Source organism: Sphingobacterium sp. Lzh-3, from assembly GCF_046764375.1.
Taxonomy (GTDB): Bacteria; Bacteroidota; Bacteroidia; order Sphingobacteriales; family Sphingobacteriaceae; genus Sphingobacterium.
The window spans coordinates 5,345,608-5,363,582 of the sequence record NZ_CP177226.1; the positions used below are offsets into that span (position 1 = coordinate 5,345,608).

Sequence of the window (17,975 nt, forward strand, 5' to 3'; positions counted from 1 at the left end):
ATTTGTCTAATCTAATTTTTTTATAGTAGGTTTGCAGACTTAATATGACTATGCTGAAATCGGAAGAATTAAAAGAATTATTAGCTGAACCAAAACGTATTGTAATTACAACGCACTACAAACCAGATGGGGACGCATTGGGTTCATCTTTAGGATTATATTTTTGGTTGACCGCGAAAGGACACCACGTAAATCTCATTGTACCGTCAGACTTTCCAGCCTTTTTGGATTGGTTACCTGGCTTAGAAAATGTACAAATTTATACGCAGGATATTGACCTGCACAATCAACAGATTGACGCAGCTGAATTCATTTTCTGCTTAGATTTTAATGGCCTTGCCCGGATTCACGAAATGGGTGAACCTATTCGTCAAGCGAAAGGAATCAAATGCATGATTGATCACCATTTAGATCCGGAAGGATTTGAAGACTACGCATTTTGGGATCCATCTGCTGCAGCGACTGCACAATTGATCTATCGCTTCTTAGTCCATGAGATGCAAGATCCAGACCATATCAGTGCTGACATGGCGACATGCCTATATACCGGTATTATGACCGATACGGGCTCTTTCCGCTTCCGTTCTACCACTGCTGAAATTCACCGCATCATTGCATCACTCATTGATTGCGGTGCACAAAACTGGGCTATTCACGAAGAGATTTATAATAGCTCGTCAGAAAGCCGCCTGAAATTCTTAGGGTTCTGTCTATTGAATCGTCTAGAGGTTATCCATGAATATAACACCGCCATTATCCATGTAACCAAAGCGGATCTCACTCAGTTTGAAGTGATCACCGGTGATACCGAAGGATTAGTCAATTATGCCCTTTCTATCAAAGGAATTCGATTGGCTGCTTTAATTATTGACAGAAATGAACAAATTAAACTATCTTTGCGTTCGATTGGAGAAGTTCCTTGCAATGAGATCTGTAAATTGTATTTCAATGGAGGTGGGCACCTTAACGCTTCGGGAGGTAATTCGAAAGAAAGCCTTGAAGCAGTAATTGCCAAATTCAAATCGGTTTTACCAAATTATAAAGAAATATTAACAAAATAAGATATCGTAACATACATTAGAAAATGAAGAAAGCAATTCTATTTTTCGCGGCTGCCGGTCTTTTGATGACGTCATGCCAAAAATTCAAAAAGGCTGAAGGTGGTCTTGAGTATAAAATCGTGGATGATAATGCAAAAGAAAAAGCAGTATCAGGCGATTTATTAGCACTTGACATGGTTGTGAAAACGGACAGAGATTCTACAATGCAAAGTACGTATGACATGGGAGTCCCTCAGATCGTTCAATTATATCCAGATAGTATCATTGCAAAAAATCCAGGTGACCCTACAGGCTTATTCAAATATGTGGGTGAAGGCGATAGCTTGGTATTCAAAATCAATTTGGATTCTATGGCTGCTAAAACACATCAACCAAAACCAGAGTTTGCAGATAAATTCATTGTTTATTCGATCAAAGTCAAAAAACACTTCAAAAAAGGAAAGTTAACAGACCAACAATTGGGTGAACAAGTTCAGAAATATTTTGAAGAAGAATTGAACAAACACAAGGCAGCTGAACCAGCTAAACTTGAAAAATACATCAAGGATAAAAGCTTGAAAACAACGAAAACAGCTTCAGGTCTTCAATATGTAATTACTAAACCCGGAACAGGTACAAATGCGAAAGTAGGTGACTCTATTCACGTGAACTATGTAGGATCATTAACTACAGGAAAAGTATTTGACACAAACCTTCCAGATGTAGCTAAAAAAGAGAAAATTTTCAACCCTCAACGTCCTTATGAAGCATTAAAATTCCAATTAGGTGTTGATGGTGTGATCCCTGGATGGACTGAAGCATTCCAATTGTTTAACAAAGGTACAAAAGCAACTTTAGTCATTCCTTCATCTTTGGCTTATGGCGATCGCCCTTCAGGTGTTATCCCTCCATATGCTCCTTTAGTATTTGAAGTAGAAGTATTGGATATCAAACCTGGAAAAGTTCCTGCTCCTACAGCAACAACTCCAGGCATGGTAGCGCCTACAGGAACTACTGCTCCAACGACAACAGCTCCGGCAACTAAAGCTCCTGCAGCAAAAAAATAATTCGACTGTAAATTTCAGTTAACAAAAAAGCGGTTTCATCGAGATGAAACCGCTTTTTTGTTGTTCGTATTTTTTATTCACTATGCGCTAACCTTCTTATCTTCTTTTTTTATCTTTCGTATTTTCAACCATAGTATTATTACCGCCAATATAAAACTGATGATCATGATGATGGTCAATGCGATCAGTGCCTTATCGGTATGATAATTTTCAGCATGCTGAATAAACAGTAACCTAAAAATCCGAAGGTAGTGCGTAGACGGAATAACATTGGCAATAGCCTGTACCCATCCTGGCATTAGACTCGACGGCCAGGTAAAGCCACTTAAGATAAATGCTGGCGTCGCGATAACCATGAGTACCTCGGTAGATTTCAATTGTGAGGGCAGTATAATACTCACCAAAACACCAATGAAACATACCGCAAGCAAAAAGACGAAAGTGCACAGTACAAAGCGACCAAATTCGGCCTGTAAAGGCATGCGGTAATATTGGCCAAAACCCCAATATAAAACCAGGATACCGACCGACATCAAAACATAAGGTAATATCTTAACAAGAATAAGTCCGATGGGATTACCGATTTTACGTACAAGATCCGGAAATGTATTGCCTTCAAATTCTGAGGAAAAAGATAAAGCCAAGCCTAAGAGCAATACCTGCTGCAGCACAGTAATTAGCACTCCCGGTAGCATAAAATACAGGTAATTTCCACTTCGAATATTCTGCTTAACAAAAGTTGTCTTAAAGGGTTCGTACTGCTGTGCAGCGATCTTTGCCGGAACACCACGTTTCATTTGCGCCTGAATCTGTATGCCCGCTTTCAACGTCGAGGCACACACATTGACAGCCATCATGGCGGTATTGGAGGTCAATGTATTGGCACCGTCTACAAAAACAGTCATTTCGGGCAAACGCCCCTGTTGTACTCCGGATGCAAAACCCTTGGGAATATGTACAATCGTAGTTGCCTCATAGTGCATAGCAATATCTTTTGAATCAAATAAGGACGGTAATACACGGGCAACTTCAATACTCTCATTATCTGAAAGCATATCAATAAATGAACTGCTTAAGGGGCTATTATCCTCATCAACCACAATGACCGGCATCTGAGTTACCTTACCTTGTTTATAAACATGCCCCACCAAGACACCATACAATACAGGTGCACCTAGAAAAAGCATCAATAGCACTTTATTATTGAAGAAGAGCTTAAACTCCCGTTGGATCAATTCTAAAAATTTTTTCACAGTCAAGCTCTTTAATTCGCATGGAGAACCACAAGCGTTTTTGTTAACAAATCTTTGCTACCGGCAGCATCTTCAGGAACAATTTTCAATTCAAACACAGCCTGTTGCGGATCGAAATCAGGATAAGCTGAGGCAATGCTTGCGTACGAATTTAAGGCTTTGATACTAATCACCTTTGCTTTAACCTTTTTGTGATTCAAATAGGGAATTTCTACTTCTACAGCAGCGCCTTTTTGGAGTTTTCCGATTTGATTTTCAGGCAGTGTGAATCTAAAATAAGTTGATCGATCAAGGAAGCCATTGATAATCGGATAGCCTGCCATCGCCAATTCACCGACTTTCAGATTAATCGTTTCCACACTCATGTCCTGTGGAGCAATGATATATTTCTCCTGGGCAGCGACATTAACTTCAGATACTGCTCCCAGCGCACGTTCTTTTTGCCCCAAGGCCATAATCTGCTGTTCTTGTCTAGCTCCACCTTTTGCTTCAGCTAATTCAGCTTGTGCTGCAAGATACTGATTTTTAGCCCCCTGAAATTTAGCGTAGGTCTCGTCGTACTTTTGTTGTGGAATCAGGCTGTCCTGCAAAAGGGCATTCAGCCTACCTATTGATTTTTTCGCAAATTCATATTGTTCCTTTAGTCCGTCTACCTTTGCCTGCAATTGTACCAATTGCCCTTTCGTAGCCCCTTTAACGGCCATATTATATTGAGCGTCAGCAGACTGCAGCGCTCCCTTTGCCTGCTCTTCTTTCGCATCTACCTCGGGAATACTCAAAATAGCCAAGGTATCACCCGCATGCACAAAGTCACCCTCTTCAACCAGAAGCTTCGCAATTTTCCCCGGAACCTTTGTCACAACCGTCACTTGCTCTCGCTCCACCTTGCCTTCAATAGGCTTCTCTTTCACTTGATTTGTACAAGAAACAAAAATAGACAGAGATAATATCCCATATAAATTCTTCATGTTACTCATGTATAGTTTGTAATAATTTTCCTGATGTATGTAGTAATTCAACTGCAGCTGTACGTTGCTGCAAAACATTGTTAAAATAACCCAAATTAACTTTGTACCAATCGTTTTCAGCAGCCAATAACTCTGTAACATCTATTAAGCCCGCTTGGTACTGTTTAACAGCCATGGAAAGGTTATTTTCCGCAACTTTCAGCTGCTGTTCCCCCACTTTCAACTTTTGGTTTCCAGTCGTATAAGTGACCGTATTCTTGCTCAGCAAAAGATTTAACTTTTCCGCTGTATCTTCCCGTTTGGTGACATTGATATTTTGATCAAGTTTAACTTGTTTAATCTTATTGTGATGCTCCCCACCCGTATAGAGATCCCATTTGACCCCTACTCCGACTAATAAATTAGGACTGCCCTTTATGGAATTAAGCGGTAAATTGACGGTACCAAATAGCGGCTGGTCTTTCACCGTGAGTTTGGAGTTGAATACATTCAGATAGTTCGCAGATCCAAAGGCAAAGACAGCAGGAAGAGCTCCCCCCTTTTCTTTTTTATACAGGTACTCATATGCTTTTGACGAAGCATCGAGCGCTTTAAGCTCAGACCTTTGTTCGACATCACGGGGTAGCTCCGACAAAAATATAGGTTTAAGTCCATAATGAATTCCGCCAACCTCCTGAAAAGACACCCCTGTTTCCTGTTCGATCTTTTGGCACAACAAATCTCGATTGCCAGAAACCTCTACCTTTTTCTCTTCCAGCTCCAGCAAGGCTAATTTCAACTTATCTCTATCATAAGGTATTGCAAGGCCATTTTGAATCGCTTTATTCACCTTTTCCTGTTCTTTCTTTAATCGCTTCTCAGAATCGACAATCAATTTATCCACCTCATCCAACAACATCAGCTGATCAAAAGAAGCAATAATATCCTTTGAAAGTGTTTCTCGACCGGCCGATTCTAAATATTGTTGAGCCACAGCTTTCTCCTGCAATGCTTTTATTCCATTCGGAATCTGTAATCCCGAAAAGATAATCTGCTTTACAGACACCCCCGCATAGGCCGCTTGCCCATGCATACTAAATCCTGTTGCGCCTTCAAACAAGCCGAGGTTCAATAAAGGGATATTAACCGTAGGAATATCAATACTCCCATTGCTATGTACATAACCGTATAATCCGAGTGCAGAGACATGTGGTAGCCGGTTTGCTTTTACCCCGTCGGCTTCCAGACGTGCTTTATCGACTTCGTAAGCCTTCAATTTCAATTCTTTATTTGTCTGAAAGGCTTTTTGAATAATATCTTTTACCGATGGGTCAATCAATGATTGCGCATGTAGTTTGTTCAAAAACATAACCGACGCCAAAGTCAATAAACCCAGGCATACTTTCTTATTAATCATATGATTCATTTATTCTTATAAAAATAGGACAACAACCGCCTCTTTTATCTGTTTAACAGTAAATCGGACGGTATGTTTGACTTCTGACTCTTTTTAATTAAACGTATCTTTTCAACGGCCAATAACAATCGTCACTTATGCATTCATGGCATGAAGAACTGACCTCCACCTGTTAGCTTTTCCAAGATACAAAAAAAGGAATTCGTTTCTGTAGAAGGAATCCTGTATTAATTTTCATTTTTGCTAATTAATAAGTTATCTTTGGAGAGCGAATTGAAATTTTGGTAATTAAGTCTACCACTTTATTCGATAATAATAAAAACAAGTTTTTACCCTAGCCCACTGCTTCCACGCAGAAAACTATGTTGCTTACAGATACACATACACACATTTATTACCATGCAGGAACCGAAAAACTGCAAGAACATCTACAACGTTGCTTTGATAATGGCATCCAACGTCTTTTTTTGCCGAATGTGAATAGCGCTTCCATAAAACCTGTATTTGATACCGTAGCAGCTTATCCAGAACATTGTTTTCCCATGCTTGGATTACATCCATGCGATGTAAAGGAAAACTATGTGGAAGAGTTAGAAACCATCCGAAAGAGCTTGGAAACACACAAAGTCCATGCCATAGGTGAAATCGGACTGGATCTTTATTGGGATAAAAGCACACTTGAAATTCAAAAAGACGCCTTTCGAACTCAGGTTCAATGGGCTAAGGAATTAAATTTACCGATCGATATCCACTGCCGGGAAGCCTTCACTGAACTGTTCGAATTATTGGAAGAACTTCACGACGACAAATTATTTGGCGTTCTGCACTGCTTTACCGGTTCCCTGGAGCAGGCCCAACAGGCTATCGATTTAGGTTTCGCGCTTGGTATTGGCGGAGTCGTTACCTTTAAAAAAGCGGGCTTAGATCAGGTGGTCAAAGAAATCGATTTAAAACATATTGTTCTGGAAACAGATGCACCTTATTTGGCTCCTGTCCCCTTTCGCGGTAAAGAAAATGAAAGTAGCTATTTGGTTTACGTCGCACAAAAAGTAGCTGACCTTCACCAGATCTCCGTCGAGAAGGTAGCCGAAATCACAACAGAAAATTCAAAACGTATATTTGGTATATAATTTCAAAACTCAATGCATAATATCTTTATTATCTACACAGGTGGGACCATTGGAATGGTTAAAGATGAAACAGGAACATTCGTTCCTTTCGACTTTGAATTGATCAAACGTAATCTCCCTGATTTAAGTCGCTTAGACTATAAGCTGACCGTGCACTCTTTCGAACCCATTATCGATTCATCCAACATGAAGCCCGAGATATGGATTGAAATGGCACAAATTATTAAGGATAACTATGCAGATTACGACGGTTTTGTTATTCTGCATGGTTCCGATACAATGGCTTTTACAGCATCAGTATTGAGCTTTATGTTGGAGGGACTCCAAAAACCGGTCATTTTATCTGGCTCTCAGCTGCCTATCGGAGAGATCCGAACGGATGCGCGGGAAAATATGATGACAGCCCTTGAAATTGCTTCAGCAAAACAAGATGGCGTATCTATCATACAAGAGGTATGCATTCTTTTCGACAATAAATTATTCCGTGGCAATCGCTCATTTAAATATAATTCGGCCAAATTTGAGGCCTTTAGATCGCCAAACTATCCCGTATTGGTTGAAGCAGGTATTCACCTCAAATATAATACAGATGCTTTATTAAATAATATTGATAAAGAATTTATCCTACATACCAAACTGGACAATCGCGTTGCGGTATTGAAATTATTCCCCGGAATTTCTGCACAAACGATCAAAGCCGTCTTAGACTCCGATGTCCGTTCCATTGTGATGGAAACATTTGGGTCAGGCAATACCACCACCGACACTTGGTTTCTGGATCTATTGAAAGAAGCAATTGAACAAGGTAAAAATATCCTCAACATTTCGCAATGTAAAGTAGGCTCTGTTGAATTAGGTCGCTATGAGACTTCACAAGGACTTAAATCCATCGGCGTGCTCAATGGCTACGACCTGACATTCGAAGCGGCAGTAACCAAATTAATGTATCTTCAAGGCGAGTTAGAAGATCAAAAAGAGGTCGCCTATTGGATTGAAAAGGATATCCGTGGTGAATTGACGATCAATGACTAATGACCAACGGCACAAAATCACAAAAAGGGAGCTGCACTTCACGCAGCTCCCTTTTTGTGATCGGTTTCTATGAATTCCTCCCGCAGATTTATTTGCGAGAAAGGTGATATTCTTATTCCTGTGTCAAACGAGCAAGCACTTCCGCAACAACAAAATTGCTTCCGCCAACAAAAATAAGGTTCCCTTGTTGATACGCTTCTTTTGCTGCATCAAATGCAGCTCCTACCGATGCATAATCAAGTCCCGTTAGACCAAATTCCATAGCTTCTTTCCGCAGCTCCTCGGATGGCATTGCACGCGGCATATCCGGAGCAGAGAAATAGTAGGTTGCATCCTTGGGTAGATAAGGCAACATATGTGATAAATCCTTATCGCGCATGGCACCTATCACAAAGTGCAATTTATCATACGTTGTTGTAGCCAGATTTTTGAGCACTTCATGAATTCCGTCCTCATTGTGCCCTGTATCGCAGATGATAAATGGATCCTTAGACAATTGTTGCCATCGGCCCTGAATTCCTGTAGTTGCCTGCACATTTTTTAGCGCTTGATGCACATGTTGATCACTGATCTCAAAGCCCTGTTGACGTAATTCATCAACAGCTAACAGGACGCCGGCGAGATTCTTGACCTGATAGGAGCCCTTTAAATCCAGTTGATAGTCTGCTGAATGACCTGCCGTATCCGTCGCTTGTACCGTCAAATAATCTTGGTCCACGCCCAGCATTTTCGTCTCATAGTTGTCGGAAGCGAATTGGATCGGTGCATGCTCGATCGCTGCTTTATCCAAAAACACGGCTGCTGTCTCTTCAGCATATTCCGAAATAACGACAGGTGTATTTCTTTTGATAATTCCCGCCTTCTCAGCAGCAATTTCCGCCAGTGTATTACCAAGAAGATTCATGTGATCAAAACCGATATTGGTAATTACCGACAGCAAAGGCTGAATAATATTGGTGCTGTCCAAACGCCCACCAAGGCCGACTTCAATGACAGCGATATCAACCTTATTCTTCTCGAAATAATCAAAAGCCATGGCTACAGTAATTTCGAAAAACGATGGACTGACTTCTTCTATAAGCTCGCGATGGGTATTGACAAAATCAACAACAAATTCTTTCTCACATAACTGACCATTGACACGAATACGTTCTCTGAAATCCAGTAAATGTGGCGAAGTATAGAGACCCGTCTTATATCCTGCTTCGGCCAAAATAGCGGCCAACATGTGGGAGGTGGATCCTTTACCGTTTGTACCGGCAATATGTAATGTTTTGAATTTTCGCTGTGGGTTATCCAAAGCAGCGCAAAGTTTGATGGTATTGTCAAGGTCTTTTTTGAAGGCAGAGGCGCCATCCCTTGTAAACATAGGCAATCGAGTATAGAGATACTCGATTGCCTCATTATAAGCATTCATGTGAATGATTTTTATCTTAATCTAAAATTGAATACAATCCGTCCTGTTTGGGAGTCGGGAGCATTTGGCAATTGGTTTAGCCTAGCGCCACGTACAGCACGCTCACATTTCTCCAACAAGGATGGATCGGTAATCGTCGTTCCTTTTACACCAGCACGTGCATAGGTGATAATGCCTTGCTTGTTCACTCTAAACTCCACAGCAACCTTTCCAGCTTGCTGTCCATTATCGTCAATACTTGGCCGTTGCGTAAAACTTCGGTTTTCAATAGACAACATCATGTTACCGTTGCCAGATCCCCCTTCGCCGTAGTTACTTGCTAAAGGATCACCCAGTTTGGACCCCTGATTTCCAGGAGTTGTCCCCGTACCATCACCAGCCCCAGTGCCGTTATTTTTATTGCCTTTAAAAAGTGCTTTGGCATTGGCCTGTGGTGCCACTTCTTTCACTTCTTTGGTGGTTTCCGGTGCTTTTGCAACGACTTTCTTTTCCGTTTTTGTTACCGCAGGGGCGTCTTCTAAATCCTGTGTGACAACCGCCTTCTCCGCAACTTGCTGCGTTGGAGTTGGGGTAGGTGTTTCAACAGGATCAATACGGTCAGGGCGCTCATTATTGGCGTTGGGATCCACCGATGGTTCCTCAACACTCATATAGTCATCTCCCATTCCCTCAGTTGAAGTACCGTAATTAACAATCAACCCACCCATACCAATGTTATCAGGTGCCTGCGCTTTAAAAACAACAAAAAATGCAATCAAGAGCAACGATGCCATGACCAAAGTCGATATCCCCAATGCTTTGGGGAAGTTATTTTCTTCATGTTGAAGGTGATATCTCATCGCATTAATCTCCTATATTAATAGCTGACCAATAAACTTAAAAAAAGTTTAATTTTTCCTATTTATCTTTTTTTGGTTCTGTTGCCAATACCACTTTAATCTTCAATCGATTAGCGACATCCATTACAGAAATAACATTTTGAATGGGAACCGTATTATCGACATAGAGCATAATTGTCACTTCCTCACCCGCAGCCATTTGCGATTGAATTGCTGCTTCCAATCCTTCAATGGGAACTGGAGTTTTGTCAATAAAATAGCCCAAATCTTTTGTAATCGATACCGTGACGGTCTTTTTAGCAACAGATTGTTCTCCCGCACTTGACTTTGGCAACAATAGCTTCACCACTTGCGGATTAGAAACTGCAGAAGCCAACAGGAAGAACAACATCAGGAAAAACATGATATCATTCAGCGCTGAAGTATGTACTTCCGCAGATGGTTTATTTTTTCTACTTCGTAAGTTCATTATCTTCCGGGTTCATCCAATAAATCAATAAATTCTACTGCATCCGTTTCCATACGTAAAATCAATCGCTCCACCATCATATTTAGGATATGGTAGCCCAAATAAGCTAAGATACCCACCGCAAGACCTGATGCAGAAGACACCATTTTTACATATAGACCACCAGATACAGAAGCGATATCAATACCACCAGCTAATTCGACGTCGTGGAAAATCTTAATTACTCCAAAGATCGTACCTACGAAACCAAGCATCGGGGCAATACCAGCAATAATACCCAAAATATTGATGTTCTTTTCTAACTTGGCAACTTCCAATTTACCCACGTTTTCGATCGCTCCTTCAATATCTTTGATCGGTCTGCCGACACGCAATAAGCCTTTTTGCAACATACGTCCCAAAGCGGAGTTACTTGAACGAACTACAGCTAATGCCGAATCCAAATTTCCGGACAAAACATTTGCCTTTACTTGCGACATTAAGCTGTTATCATATTTTGCGGCACGACGAATAGTCAAATAACGCTCAAAAAAGATAACCAATCCAATAAAGAACAACAATAGGATTGGAACCATGATCCATCCCCCTTTGATCATCATATCGATCAAACTCATGTTTTCTGTAGGCGCAGCAGCAGGTAATGGTTGTTGTGCAGCTTGATTAAACGAATCCACAGCAGCCCGTGCTGTATCTTGTACTAATGACATAATTATTAATAGTTTTATATAGTTTCTATAATGTTTCTACCCAAGCACCTTCAATCTTTTTCTCTACAGATTTCTTAGCGAGGTCTGCCTCCGATTTTGTCATGTAGGTGTTTAAGATGATTTTCTTTCTATTTCTTTTGAACTTTCCCTCTACAGCTCGTGCTGTTTTATAGCCCATTTCCCGAAGACGCTTGGCTTCCTGCTCTGCTTGTGCCATTGTCTTTGCAGAACCTATTACCAATTGATATCTGGGTTGTGCAACAGGAATAGACTCTTTGATCACAGGATTTGCTTCCAAAACCGGAGGTTTTGCTGCCGCATTGGTCGCAGGTACAGTTGTTGTCTTTTTAACAGAATCTTTCACACCAGTTTTAGCCAATGAATCGACTTGCTTTAAACTATCTGCTTGCATTGTATTGGACAAGGTATCAGCAGGCATGATCGGCTGTTTTTGAACAAGTGTATCTGCTGCTTTTACAACAGGTTTGGCCGACCCAAATAACGAATCCTTCAACGCAGGATTGGTGTAAACGACCGCAACAGCAACCATTGCCAGCACAATAATTCCAGTCATCCAATACCAAATCGCATTTGAATTACGCGGCTCTTCCTCATAGATATTTGGCGCGTATGTTGAATTAGCGTTAGCCGACGCAATAGCACCGATTTCTTTTTTTGCAGCGATTTCTTCCTCTGGAGTAACCGAATGATTGCTATCAGCTATCACAGTTGTATCCACAGGTTCAAACTCTTCAGTTTCCTTTTGCGCTAACGACGATTCTTCAGCTTCAAGATCAGTACGATCGTTTGTTGGTGCTGTCTCCTGCGAAAGCTCATCCGCTGCTGGATCCGTTACCACGACCGGTTCCTGTGCTGTTTCAGTTTCTTCTTTGACCTCTTCAACCTCGATCGTTTCATCTTGATCCACCGTATCCGGCATAGACTCTTCCACAAGCTCCACCTTATCATTAGCTTCCACTACAGGATCTTCTTCTACAACAGGGTCTTCTTCAACCGCTAAGGTCGTAAGTTCTTCTTCTTTGGTTTCTTCCAAAGAAGAAACGACTGTTTCAATCTCTGGTGCAACAAGATTTGTAACCGGCTGGAAGTCGAATCCCGATAGATCTAGGGGTTTGAATACTAAACTTGTACCATAACTAATTAATAAGCCAAGATCATCAAGTTTAGCCTGTCCAAACTGACCTAAATCAGCTCTTAGGTTATCAACAGCTTCCGATAAAATCTGCTGTGCCTGATTGAGGCCTAAATTTTCCTGTTGTTGGATATAATGAACAATATTAAATCCGTGTTGAGCAGAATAGTCCAGTTCGACGTAGGAAATCGGGGGCAAAAACACATTATTCTGTTTATCGAACTGAGCCGGAGAATGAATTCGTTTGAACACACCTATTCCGGGCACGTATACTTCCGCATAACGTTTTAATAAACTATTGATGTTTTTGCCTAGATTCATCGCGCACTATTTTAAGATGCAAATTTATAATCTTAATTCGTTAAAACGAATAATTAAGACCACCAATTACATTAAAGCCCAATCTTGGGTAATACATATAACGTTCGTATTCTTTTCCAAAAATGTTATTTGCTTTGACGAAAATACCAAATTGTTTTTTGATTCTGTATTCTGCGCCTGCATTAAGATCAGCAAACGACGCTATTGTTGCCTTATGTCCACTGTTGGCAATACGACTGCCATCTGCATTATAGTCATAAATATACGCATAGGTATTGCCTTGTGTGGAAAGTTCAGCATCTACGAAAAATTTATCGGAGATATTGAAGCGTGCATTAGCCTGCATACGGAATTTTGGCAATCCCCAAGCTTCTTCCTCATCACTCAATTTATAATCGTCTATATATACTTTTCCGCCCAGATTAACCAGTTGTGAAAGACGTACATTGATTTCTCCTTCCAATCCCATATGTTTAGCTTTATTGATCACGCCGTCATAAACGACATCAAAAGCCCAAGGAACATAGCCATTTTGACTATCGCCAAATGCACTGTTTTTAAATAAAGGCAATCCCTCAATCTGCTTGTAGAATACCTTTACTTTATAACCAAATGTTGCGCCAGCATTTCCTTTTAAACCCGCGTAAACATTCATTTTCTCAATCGAGTTTATCATTTTAGCATTAGGAGCCAAATACGGATTTTCTTTAGCGAAACTACGGAAAGAAGCTTGCTTCACTCCGCCATTGATTCCGGCAAACAAAGAGATATATTCAGGCGCCAAAGCAAAATCAGCTTCTACGGATGGGAAAATATTGAATCTTGAGCTATCGCCAAATTCAGAAGTTAAATTCGCACCCAAGGTTACGTTATAGTTGTCGCCCTTAAAACGAATATATGGATTGATGACCGCCAAATGATTTTTTACTTCAGCACTATCTTTCACATTATTCATTGTCACGCTCAAATTCGCACCAACATTGAATGCACTTAGGCGTTTATTCAAATAACCGGATAATGCGATGGAATTTTCTTTGGCTTTATAAGCGTCTTTAAACAAATAACCATCAACTTTTGCGGAATAGCTTAAGGCCTGCTCATTTTTTTGATCCACATTACTTGACAGCTCTCCATTCAAATAGATATCTGTAAAGGTCTGTTTATCCGGAGTCGTATTCAACAAGGTTGTTCCCGATTGATCAAAAGTCTGACCATAGAAGTTTGTGCCATAACGATTGTATCCGATGGTACCTTTAACGGTTACCGCATCCAATACACGACGACCAAAGATACCTATATCTTGTGTACTGAACTTCTGTCCGTCAATATTACCCTTTTGGCTCAAATGCTTTGCAAATAAACCAAATCGTGTATTTTCAAACTGTTCAGAAGCCAAATAAGCTTCGCCCAATATACTGTTATAGTTACCGATGCCAAATTTGACATAGTTGCTACTATGTTCAAAAGGTTGTGCAAAAGGAATCTCCTGAACATTCAATTGTTTCAAACCGGTATTGATATCCAATTTCTTGTCCAAAATATTGTTGTAGGACAATTTGGGCTGGTATTCCCTTTTATTGGTCATATCCGGACTGCGGCGGATTTTCACAGCATCCGCAAGAATTGGCTTATAATCACGAACAACATCAAAAGAATCGATAGTGACCGGTTTCTCAGGATCATTCTTCTTGCCTGTTTCCTGTGCAAAAGAATTCAATCCCACGCCCATCAAAAGCGCTGCTAAAGTATATTTCTTCACGTTTCTATTTTGCAACTTCTTCATTGTATCCTATTTCTTTTTGTTGTTCAATTTATTTAGACGTTCTTTCGCTGCTGGCAAAATATCGTCTTTCGCATCATAGTTATCCACAATCGATTCAAGTGTAGCTTTCGCCTGGAAAGAATCTCCCTTGCCTGCATAAGCATCAGCCATGGTAATAAAGCTTTTCGCCACCCAATATTCGTACGAAGAGAAATTATCGGATAGATCCATTGCTGTTTTGATACACGCATCGTATTGTTTATTTTCCAATTGTAATACCGCAACATTGTATTTTGCTTCGGCACCATATACCGTACGGCTCTTCAATGCAGCTAAACTGAATTCTTTCATTGCCTCAGCTTTCTTGTTCTGCTTCACATAGCATTTACCGGCATATAAGAAGGCATTTGCAATCTCTTCTTCAGAAGATTTTTCGTAGTTCTTAACAGCGTTAGTGTAATTTAATGCTTCTTTATAATCTCCAATTTGGAAGTAAGAAACCATTAGGTTATTTATTGCGAAACCATAGTTAGCCTTGTATTCAGAGGTAAGCTCCAATTTTTTCAACAACTGTGTCGCTTCGTTATATTTCTTTTGTTTCAAATATAAATTTGACACCGAAATCAACGTGCGTTCTGTATAAGGAGACGTCCAGTCATTCAAGATAATATTGTAATCATGTAGTGCATCTTCTGTATTGCCCAAAGCTGCGTTACTTTCAGCACGAACAAAACGCGCATATTTCTCTTGATTTGGTTTCGGGAATTTATCGAAATACGCATTTACAGCTTCCACCGCCCCTTGGTAATTACCTCTGGAGAATAAAGTCGTCGCAGTCGAGAATGAACGAGAATCTTGTTCAGATTTCGAAACGTCACCTAAATTTGTCCCTGTAGCATATTTAATATACCCCGTTGCATCGCCTTTATCCAAATAGATGTTCTCAATTGACCGCATGGCCTGTCTTGCTTCATCTGTTGATGCATACTGGTCAACTACACGTTGGAAGGTTGCCAATGCAGCATCATTGTTATCTTGATTATACTGAACCAGACCAATCGTTACCAACGCGCGTGGCACATAACTGCTGCGCGGGTATTTTTCAACCATTGTTTGAAGGCCAGCAATTGCCTGATCGCTTTCCCCCATCAAGAAACGTGTGTAAGGAATCTCAAACGCAATATCATCCGCATAATTAGAACTTGGGAATTGCGCAATAACAGCATTCAATGTTGAAATTTTACCGTTGTTATCCCCTTGTAATCCTTGAATAATACCGCGCTGGAATAACGCGTAATCCTGACTAGGCGCTTTAGAAGAGATCAACTTATTGTATTCTGTTAATGCTCTGCCGTAGTTTTTCGAAGAGAAATAAGAATCGCCTAAACGTGCAATTGCATCATTACGTGTATTCATTTCTATTCCTTTCGAACCACCAGACGCTAAGAAACGCTCGAAGTAATTGGCCGCCGTGCTGTAATTACCATTACGGAAAGCCGCATAGGCTAACGCGTAATTGGCATACCCATACACATCCGTTTTGCTAGCTCCCGGCAAGCGTAAGAATTTATTGAAATTTGTAACCGCTTCACCGTATTTACGCACTTCGTACATTGCTTCCGCTTTCCAATAGGTGGCTAAAGCGTAAATTTCCTCGTCATAACGAAACTCTTCAGAGCGCATGAATAGGGAAATTGCATTTTCAAAAGCACGCTCGTTATAATACTCCAAACCTCTGTAGTAGGTTACCTTTTGATAAGCAGCGTTTGCTTCTTTTCCACGTTTAGGAATAGATTCCAAAATATCAACTGCCTCACGGTAGTTTTTTGTACTCAACAATACTTCAGCAAGCAAAGTTTTTGCTTCCTCTAAGCGTTTCGATTTTGGGTACGTTTTTAGGTATTCTTGTGTCGAAGCCAAAGCCACTTGGTGGAATTCCAATTCATATGAAAGTTTAGCATAGTTGAATAAGCCTTCTTCTTGCATTGCTGGATCAAAATCCAATTTCGAAGCACGGAAAAATGCGTTACGCGCAGATTGCTTATTGCCTTTCTTCAAGAAAGCATCCCCTAGGGTAATCATCGCAGATTGATAATATGCGTCTGGATCGGTCATTTTTTCCAATTCAGTGATCGCTTTGTCGTAATCTTTCAACTTGTAAGCGATGTAACCGATTTGGTAGCTATCCTGATTATTCTGTGTTTTACCTTGGTCCTGTGCCTGGAATTTATCGTAATACTCTTTGGATGTTTTTAAATCACCTTTGATAAAGTATGTTGCCGCGATAATACGGAACATCTCTGTTTCATTTTCTTGTTTTGTTCGCGACAAAATTGGCAACGCATAATCCAATACATCGTCGTAGCGTTTATCCAGGAAATACAAAGCAGTAATATAATAAGGGTAACTATTTTCGAATTGTTTCGATCCATTTAGGCGCTCAAATTCATTCAACGCCGTTTTGTACTCGGCGTCTAAGTAAGAAAGATACGCGTAATAATAGATTGAAGCTTCCTGAAATTCAGTTTTCTGATCTTTCAATCCTTCAAATAATGGTTTCGCCGTTTTATAATCCTTTGTCATAAAGGAAGCATATCCATATTTAAAGCGATATTCTACATTTTCTTTACCTGCTAAATTTTTGCTATCGATCTTGTTAAACCACTCTAAGGCCTTAACATAATCTTTTTTAGCATAATAGGATTTACCGATTTGAAAATAAGCCGCTTTAGCATTTGCACTGACAGGGAAATCTTTAATGTATTTCAGAAAACGGTTTTCGGCATCGGATTCGCCCAATTCCAGTGCGCAAACCGCTTGATAATACCGTACGTTCTCTTTCAACAAAGACAGTTCCTCTGTTTCGTCCAATTGCAAGTTGGATTTTGTCCGCAAAGCTTCAACACGGTCAAATTGGGCTGAAGCAGAACTAAATTTTCCGCGTTCATACAATTCCATCCCTGTTTTGTACGCCTTGTTGATTTGTTGCCATTCTGTCTGTTGCGCTAATGCTGGCGTCGCCATAACGGTTAATGCAACTCCCACCTGGTAAATCTTCTTATACATAATATGTGAAACCTTAATATGTTATTTATCTGCAAATGTAAATGAATCTCCCTCCAAACCGTGATAAATTCGCATTTCAAAGCAAACTTATCGAAAGCCTCTCTGCCATTAAAGGCTTTAAGATAGCCCCAAATTTATTGAAAATCAATTCAAACCTCCACTTCTCAGGGAGATAGTTTTATTCATTTTACTAAATTATACTTTAATTGAGCTATTTTACACAAAAGTTATTAACATCTGTGAATAATCCTGTATTATAACGGAAATTTTGCACAAAAAATATGCCCGACAAAAAATAAAGTCAGGCATACTTTAGTTGCATTAGAAAACAGTGCTATTTAGTCTCACACGTACA

14 protein-coding genes are annotated in these 17,975 nt (G+C 40.2%); 4 read left to right on the forward strand and 10 right to left on the reverse strand.

All coding sequences use genetic code 11. The features are described from left to right. Positions 1–50: 50 nt before the first annotated feature. The gene (locus ACLCDV_RS22615) at positions 51–1,061 is read left to right on the forward strand and encodes a DHH family phosphoesterase (RefSeq protein ID WP_070561228.1); all 1,011 of its coding nucleotides are present in this window, start codon (positions 51–53) and stop codon (positions 1,059–1,061) included. A gap of 23 nt (positions 1,062–1,084) precedes the next feature. Next, complete coding sequence (locus ACLCDV_RS22620; RefSeq protein WP_333577594.1) at positions 1,085–2,107, forward strand: FKBP-type peptidyl-prolyl cis-trans isomerase; 1,023 nt, start codon at positions 1,085–1,087, stop codon at positions 2,105–2,107. Positions 2,108–2,187: 80 nt separating this feature from the next. Here the strand turns inward: ACLCDV_RS22620 and ACLCDV_RS22625 are convergent, their stop codons facing one another. The 3 genes from ACLCDV_RS22625 to ACLCDV_RS22635 are packed head-to-tail and all read right to left on the reverse strand — an operon-like array spanning position 2,188 to position 5,724. Then, positions 2,188–3,360: an ABC transporter permease gene (locus ACLCDV_RS22625; RefSeq protein WP_411972280.1), complete on the reverse strand. Its 1,173-nt coding sequence runs from the start codon at positions 3,358–3,360 to the stop codon at positions 2,188–2,190. A gap of 11 nt (positions 3,361–3,371) precedes the next feature. Then, positions 3,372–4,328 (reverse strand): HlyD family secretion protein, encoded by a 957-nt coding sequence (locus ACLCDV_RS22630; protein WP_411972281.1) that lies wholly within the window; start codon positions 4,326–4,328, stop codon positions 3,372–3,374. Between the two features lies 1 nt (position 4,329). Beyond that, positions 4,330–5,724 carry a TolC family protein gene (locus tag ACLCDV_RS22635; protein ID WP_411972282.1) on the reverse strand — a complete coding sequence of 465 codons (1,395 nt, stop codon included), beginning with the start codon at positions 5,722–5,724 and terminating at the stop codon, positions 4,330–4,332. 362 nt (positions 5,725–6,086) lie between these two features. Between ACLCDV_RS22635 and ACLCDV_RS22640 the strand changes: the two genes are divergently transcribed. Continuing rightward, the gene (locus ACLCDV_RS22640; RefSeq protein ID WP_070561233.1) at positions 6,087–6,854 is read left to right on the forward strand and encodes a TatD family hydrolase; all 768 of its coding nucleotides are present in this window, start codon (positions 6,087–6,089) and stop codon (positions 6,852–6,854) included. A gap of 12 nt (positions 6,855–6,866) precedes the next feature. Further along, complete coding sequence (locus ACLCDV_RS22645; RefSeq protein WP_070561234.1) at positions 6,867–7,886, forward strand: asparaginase; 1,020 nt, start codon at positions 6,867–6,869, stop codon at positions 7,884–7,886. Positions 7,887–7,998: 112 nt separating this feature from the next. Here the strand turns inward: ACLCDV_RS22645 and ACLCDV_RS22650 are convergent, their stop codons facing one another. The 7 genes from ACLCDV_RS22650 to ACLCDV_RS22680 are packed head-to-tail and all read right to left on the reverse strand — an operon-like array spanning position 7,999 to position 17,620. Continuing rightward, positions 7,999–9,303, reverse strand: coding sequence for a bifunctional folylpolyglutamate synthase/dihydrofolate synthase (locus ACLCDV_RS22650; RefSeq protein ID WP_411972283.1), 1,305 nt, complete (start codon positions 9,301–9,303; stop codon positions 7,999–8,001). A gap of 11 nt (positions 9,304–9,314) precedes the next feature. Further along, positions 9,315–10,142, reverse strand: a complete 828-nt coding sequence (locus ACLCDV_RS22655; protein WP_411972284.1) for an energy transducer TonB — start codon at positions 10,140–10,142, stop codon at positions 9,315–9,317. 58 nt (positions 10,143–10,200) lie between these two features. After that, complete coding sequence (locus ACLCDV_RS22660) at positions 10,201–10,611, reverse strand: ExbD/TolR family protein (protein WP_046672748.1); 411 nt, start codon at positions 10,609–10,611, stop codon at positions 10,201–10,203. Next, positions 10,611–11,318 (reverse strand): MotA/TolQ/ExbB proton channel family protein, encoded by a 708-nt coding sequence (locus tag ACLCDV_RS22665; protein WP_046672749.1) that lies wholly within the window; start codon positions 11,316–11,318, stop codon positions 10,611–10,613. The genes ACLCDV_RS22660 and ACLCDV_RS22665 overlap by 1 nt, the downstream gene beginning before the upstream one ends. A gap of 25 nt (positions 11,319–11,343) precedes the next feature. Further along, positions 11,344–12,792, reverse strand: a complete 1,449-nt coding sequence (locus ACLCDV_RS22670) for a hypothetical protein (protein ID WP_411972285.1) — start codon at positions 12,790–12,792, stop codon at positions 11,344–11,346. 40 nt (positions 12,793–12,832) lie between these two features. After that, the gene (locus ACLCDV_RS22675; protein WP_411972286.1) at positions 12,833–14,575 is read right to left on the reverse strand and encodes a hypothetical protein; all 1,743 of its coding nucleotides are present in this window, start codon (positions 14,573–14,575) and stop codon (positions 12,833–12,835) included. Positions 14,576–14,581: 6 nt separating this feature from the next. Beyond that, positions 14,582–17,620, reverse strand: a complete 3,039-nt coding sequence (locus tag ACLCDV_RS22680; RefSeq protein ID WP_317669517.1) for a tetratricopeptide repeat protein — start codon at positions 17,618–17,620, stop codon at positions 14,582–14,584. Positions 17,621–17,975: the final 355 nt, after the last annotated feature.

Excerpts from the sequence above, each read along its gene's own strand:
- ACLCDV_RS22670 (WP_411972285.1), bottom strand. The coding sequence starts at position 12,792 with ATGAATCTAGGCAAAAACATCAATAGTTTATTAAAACGTTATGCGGAA.
- ACLCDV_RS22635 (WP_411972282.1), bottom strand. The coding sequence starts at position 5,724 with ATGATTAATAAGAAAGTATGCCTGGGTTTATTGACTTTGGCGTCGGTT.
- ACLCDV_RS22650 (WP_411972283.1), bottom strand. The coding sequence starts at position 9,303 with ATGAATGCTTATAATGAGGCAATCGAGTATCTCTATACTCGATTGCCT.
- ACLCDV_RS22620 (WP_333577594.1), top strand. The coding sequence starts at position 1,085 with ATGAAGAAAGCAATTCTATTTTTCGCGGCTGCCGGTCTTTTGATGACG.
- ACLCDV_RS22665 (WP_046672749.1), bottom strand. The coding sequence starts at position 11,318 with ATGTCATTAGTACAAGATACAGCACGGGCTGCTGTGGATTCGTTTAAT.
- ACLCDV_RS22630 (WP_411972281.1), bottom strand. The coding sequence starts at position 4,328 with ATGAAGAATTTATATGGGATATTATCTCTGTCTATTTTTGTTTCTTGT.
- ACLCDV_RS22655 (WP_411972284.1), bottom strand. The coding sequence starts at position 10,142 with ATGAGATATCACCTTCAACATGAAGAAAATAACTTCCCCAAAGCATTG.
- ACLCDV_RS22645 (WP_070561234.1), top strand. The coding sequence starts at position 6,867 with ATGCATAATATCTTTATTATCTACACAGGTGGGACCATTGGAATGGTT.
- ACLCDV_RS22660 (WP_046672748.1), bottom strand. The coding sequence starts at position 10,611 with ATGAACTTACGAAGTAGAAAAAATAAACCATCTGCGGAAGTACATACT.
- ACLCDV_RS22640 (WP_070561233.1), top strand. The coding sequence starts at position 6,087 with ATGTTGCTTACAGATACACATACACACATTTATTACCATGCAGGAACC.
- ACLCDV_RS22680 (WP_317669517.1), bottom strand. The coding sequence starts at position 17,620 with ATGTATAAGAAGATTTACCAGGTGGGAGTTGCATTAACCGTTATGGCG.
- ACLCDV_RS22675 (WP_411972286.1), bottom strand. The coding sequence starts at position 14,575 with ATGAAGAAGTTGCAAAATAGAAACGTGAAGAAATATACTTTAGCAGCG.
- ACLCDV_RS22615 (WP_070561228.1), top strand. The coding sequence starts at position 51 with ATGCTGAAATCGGAAGAATTAAAAGAATTATTAGCTGAACCAAAACGT.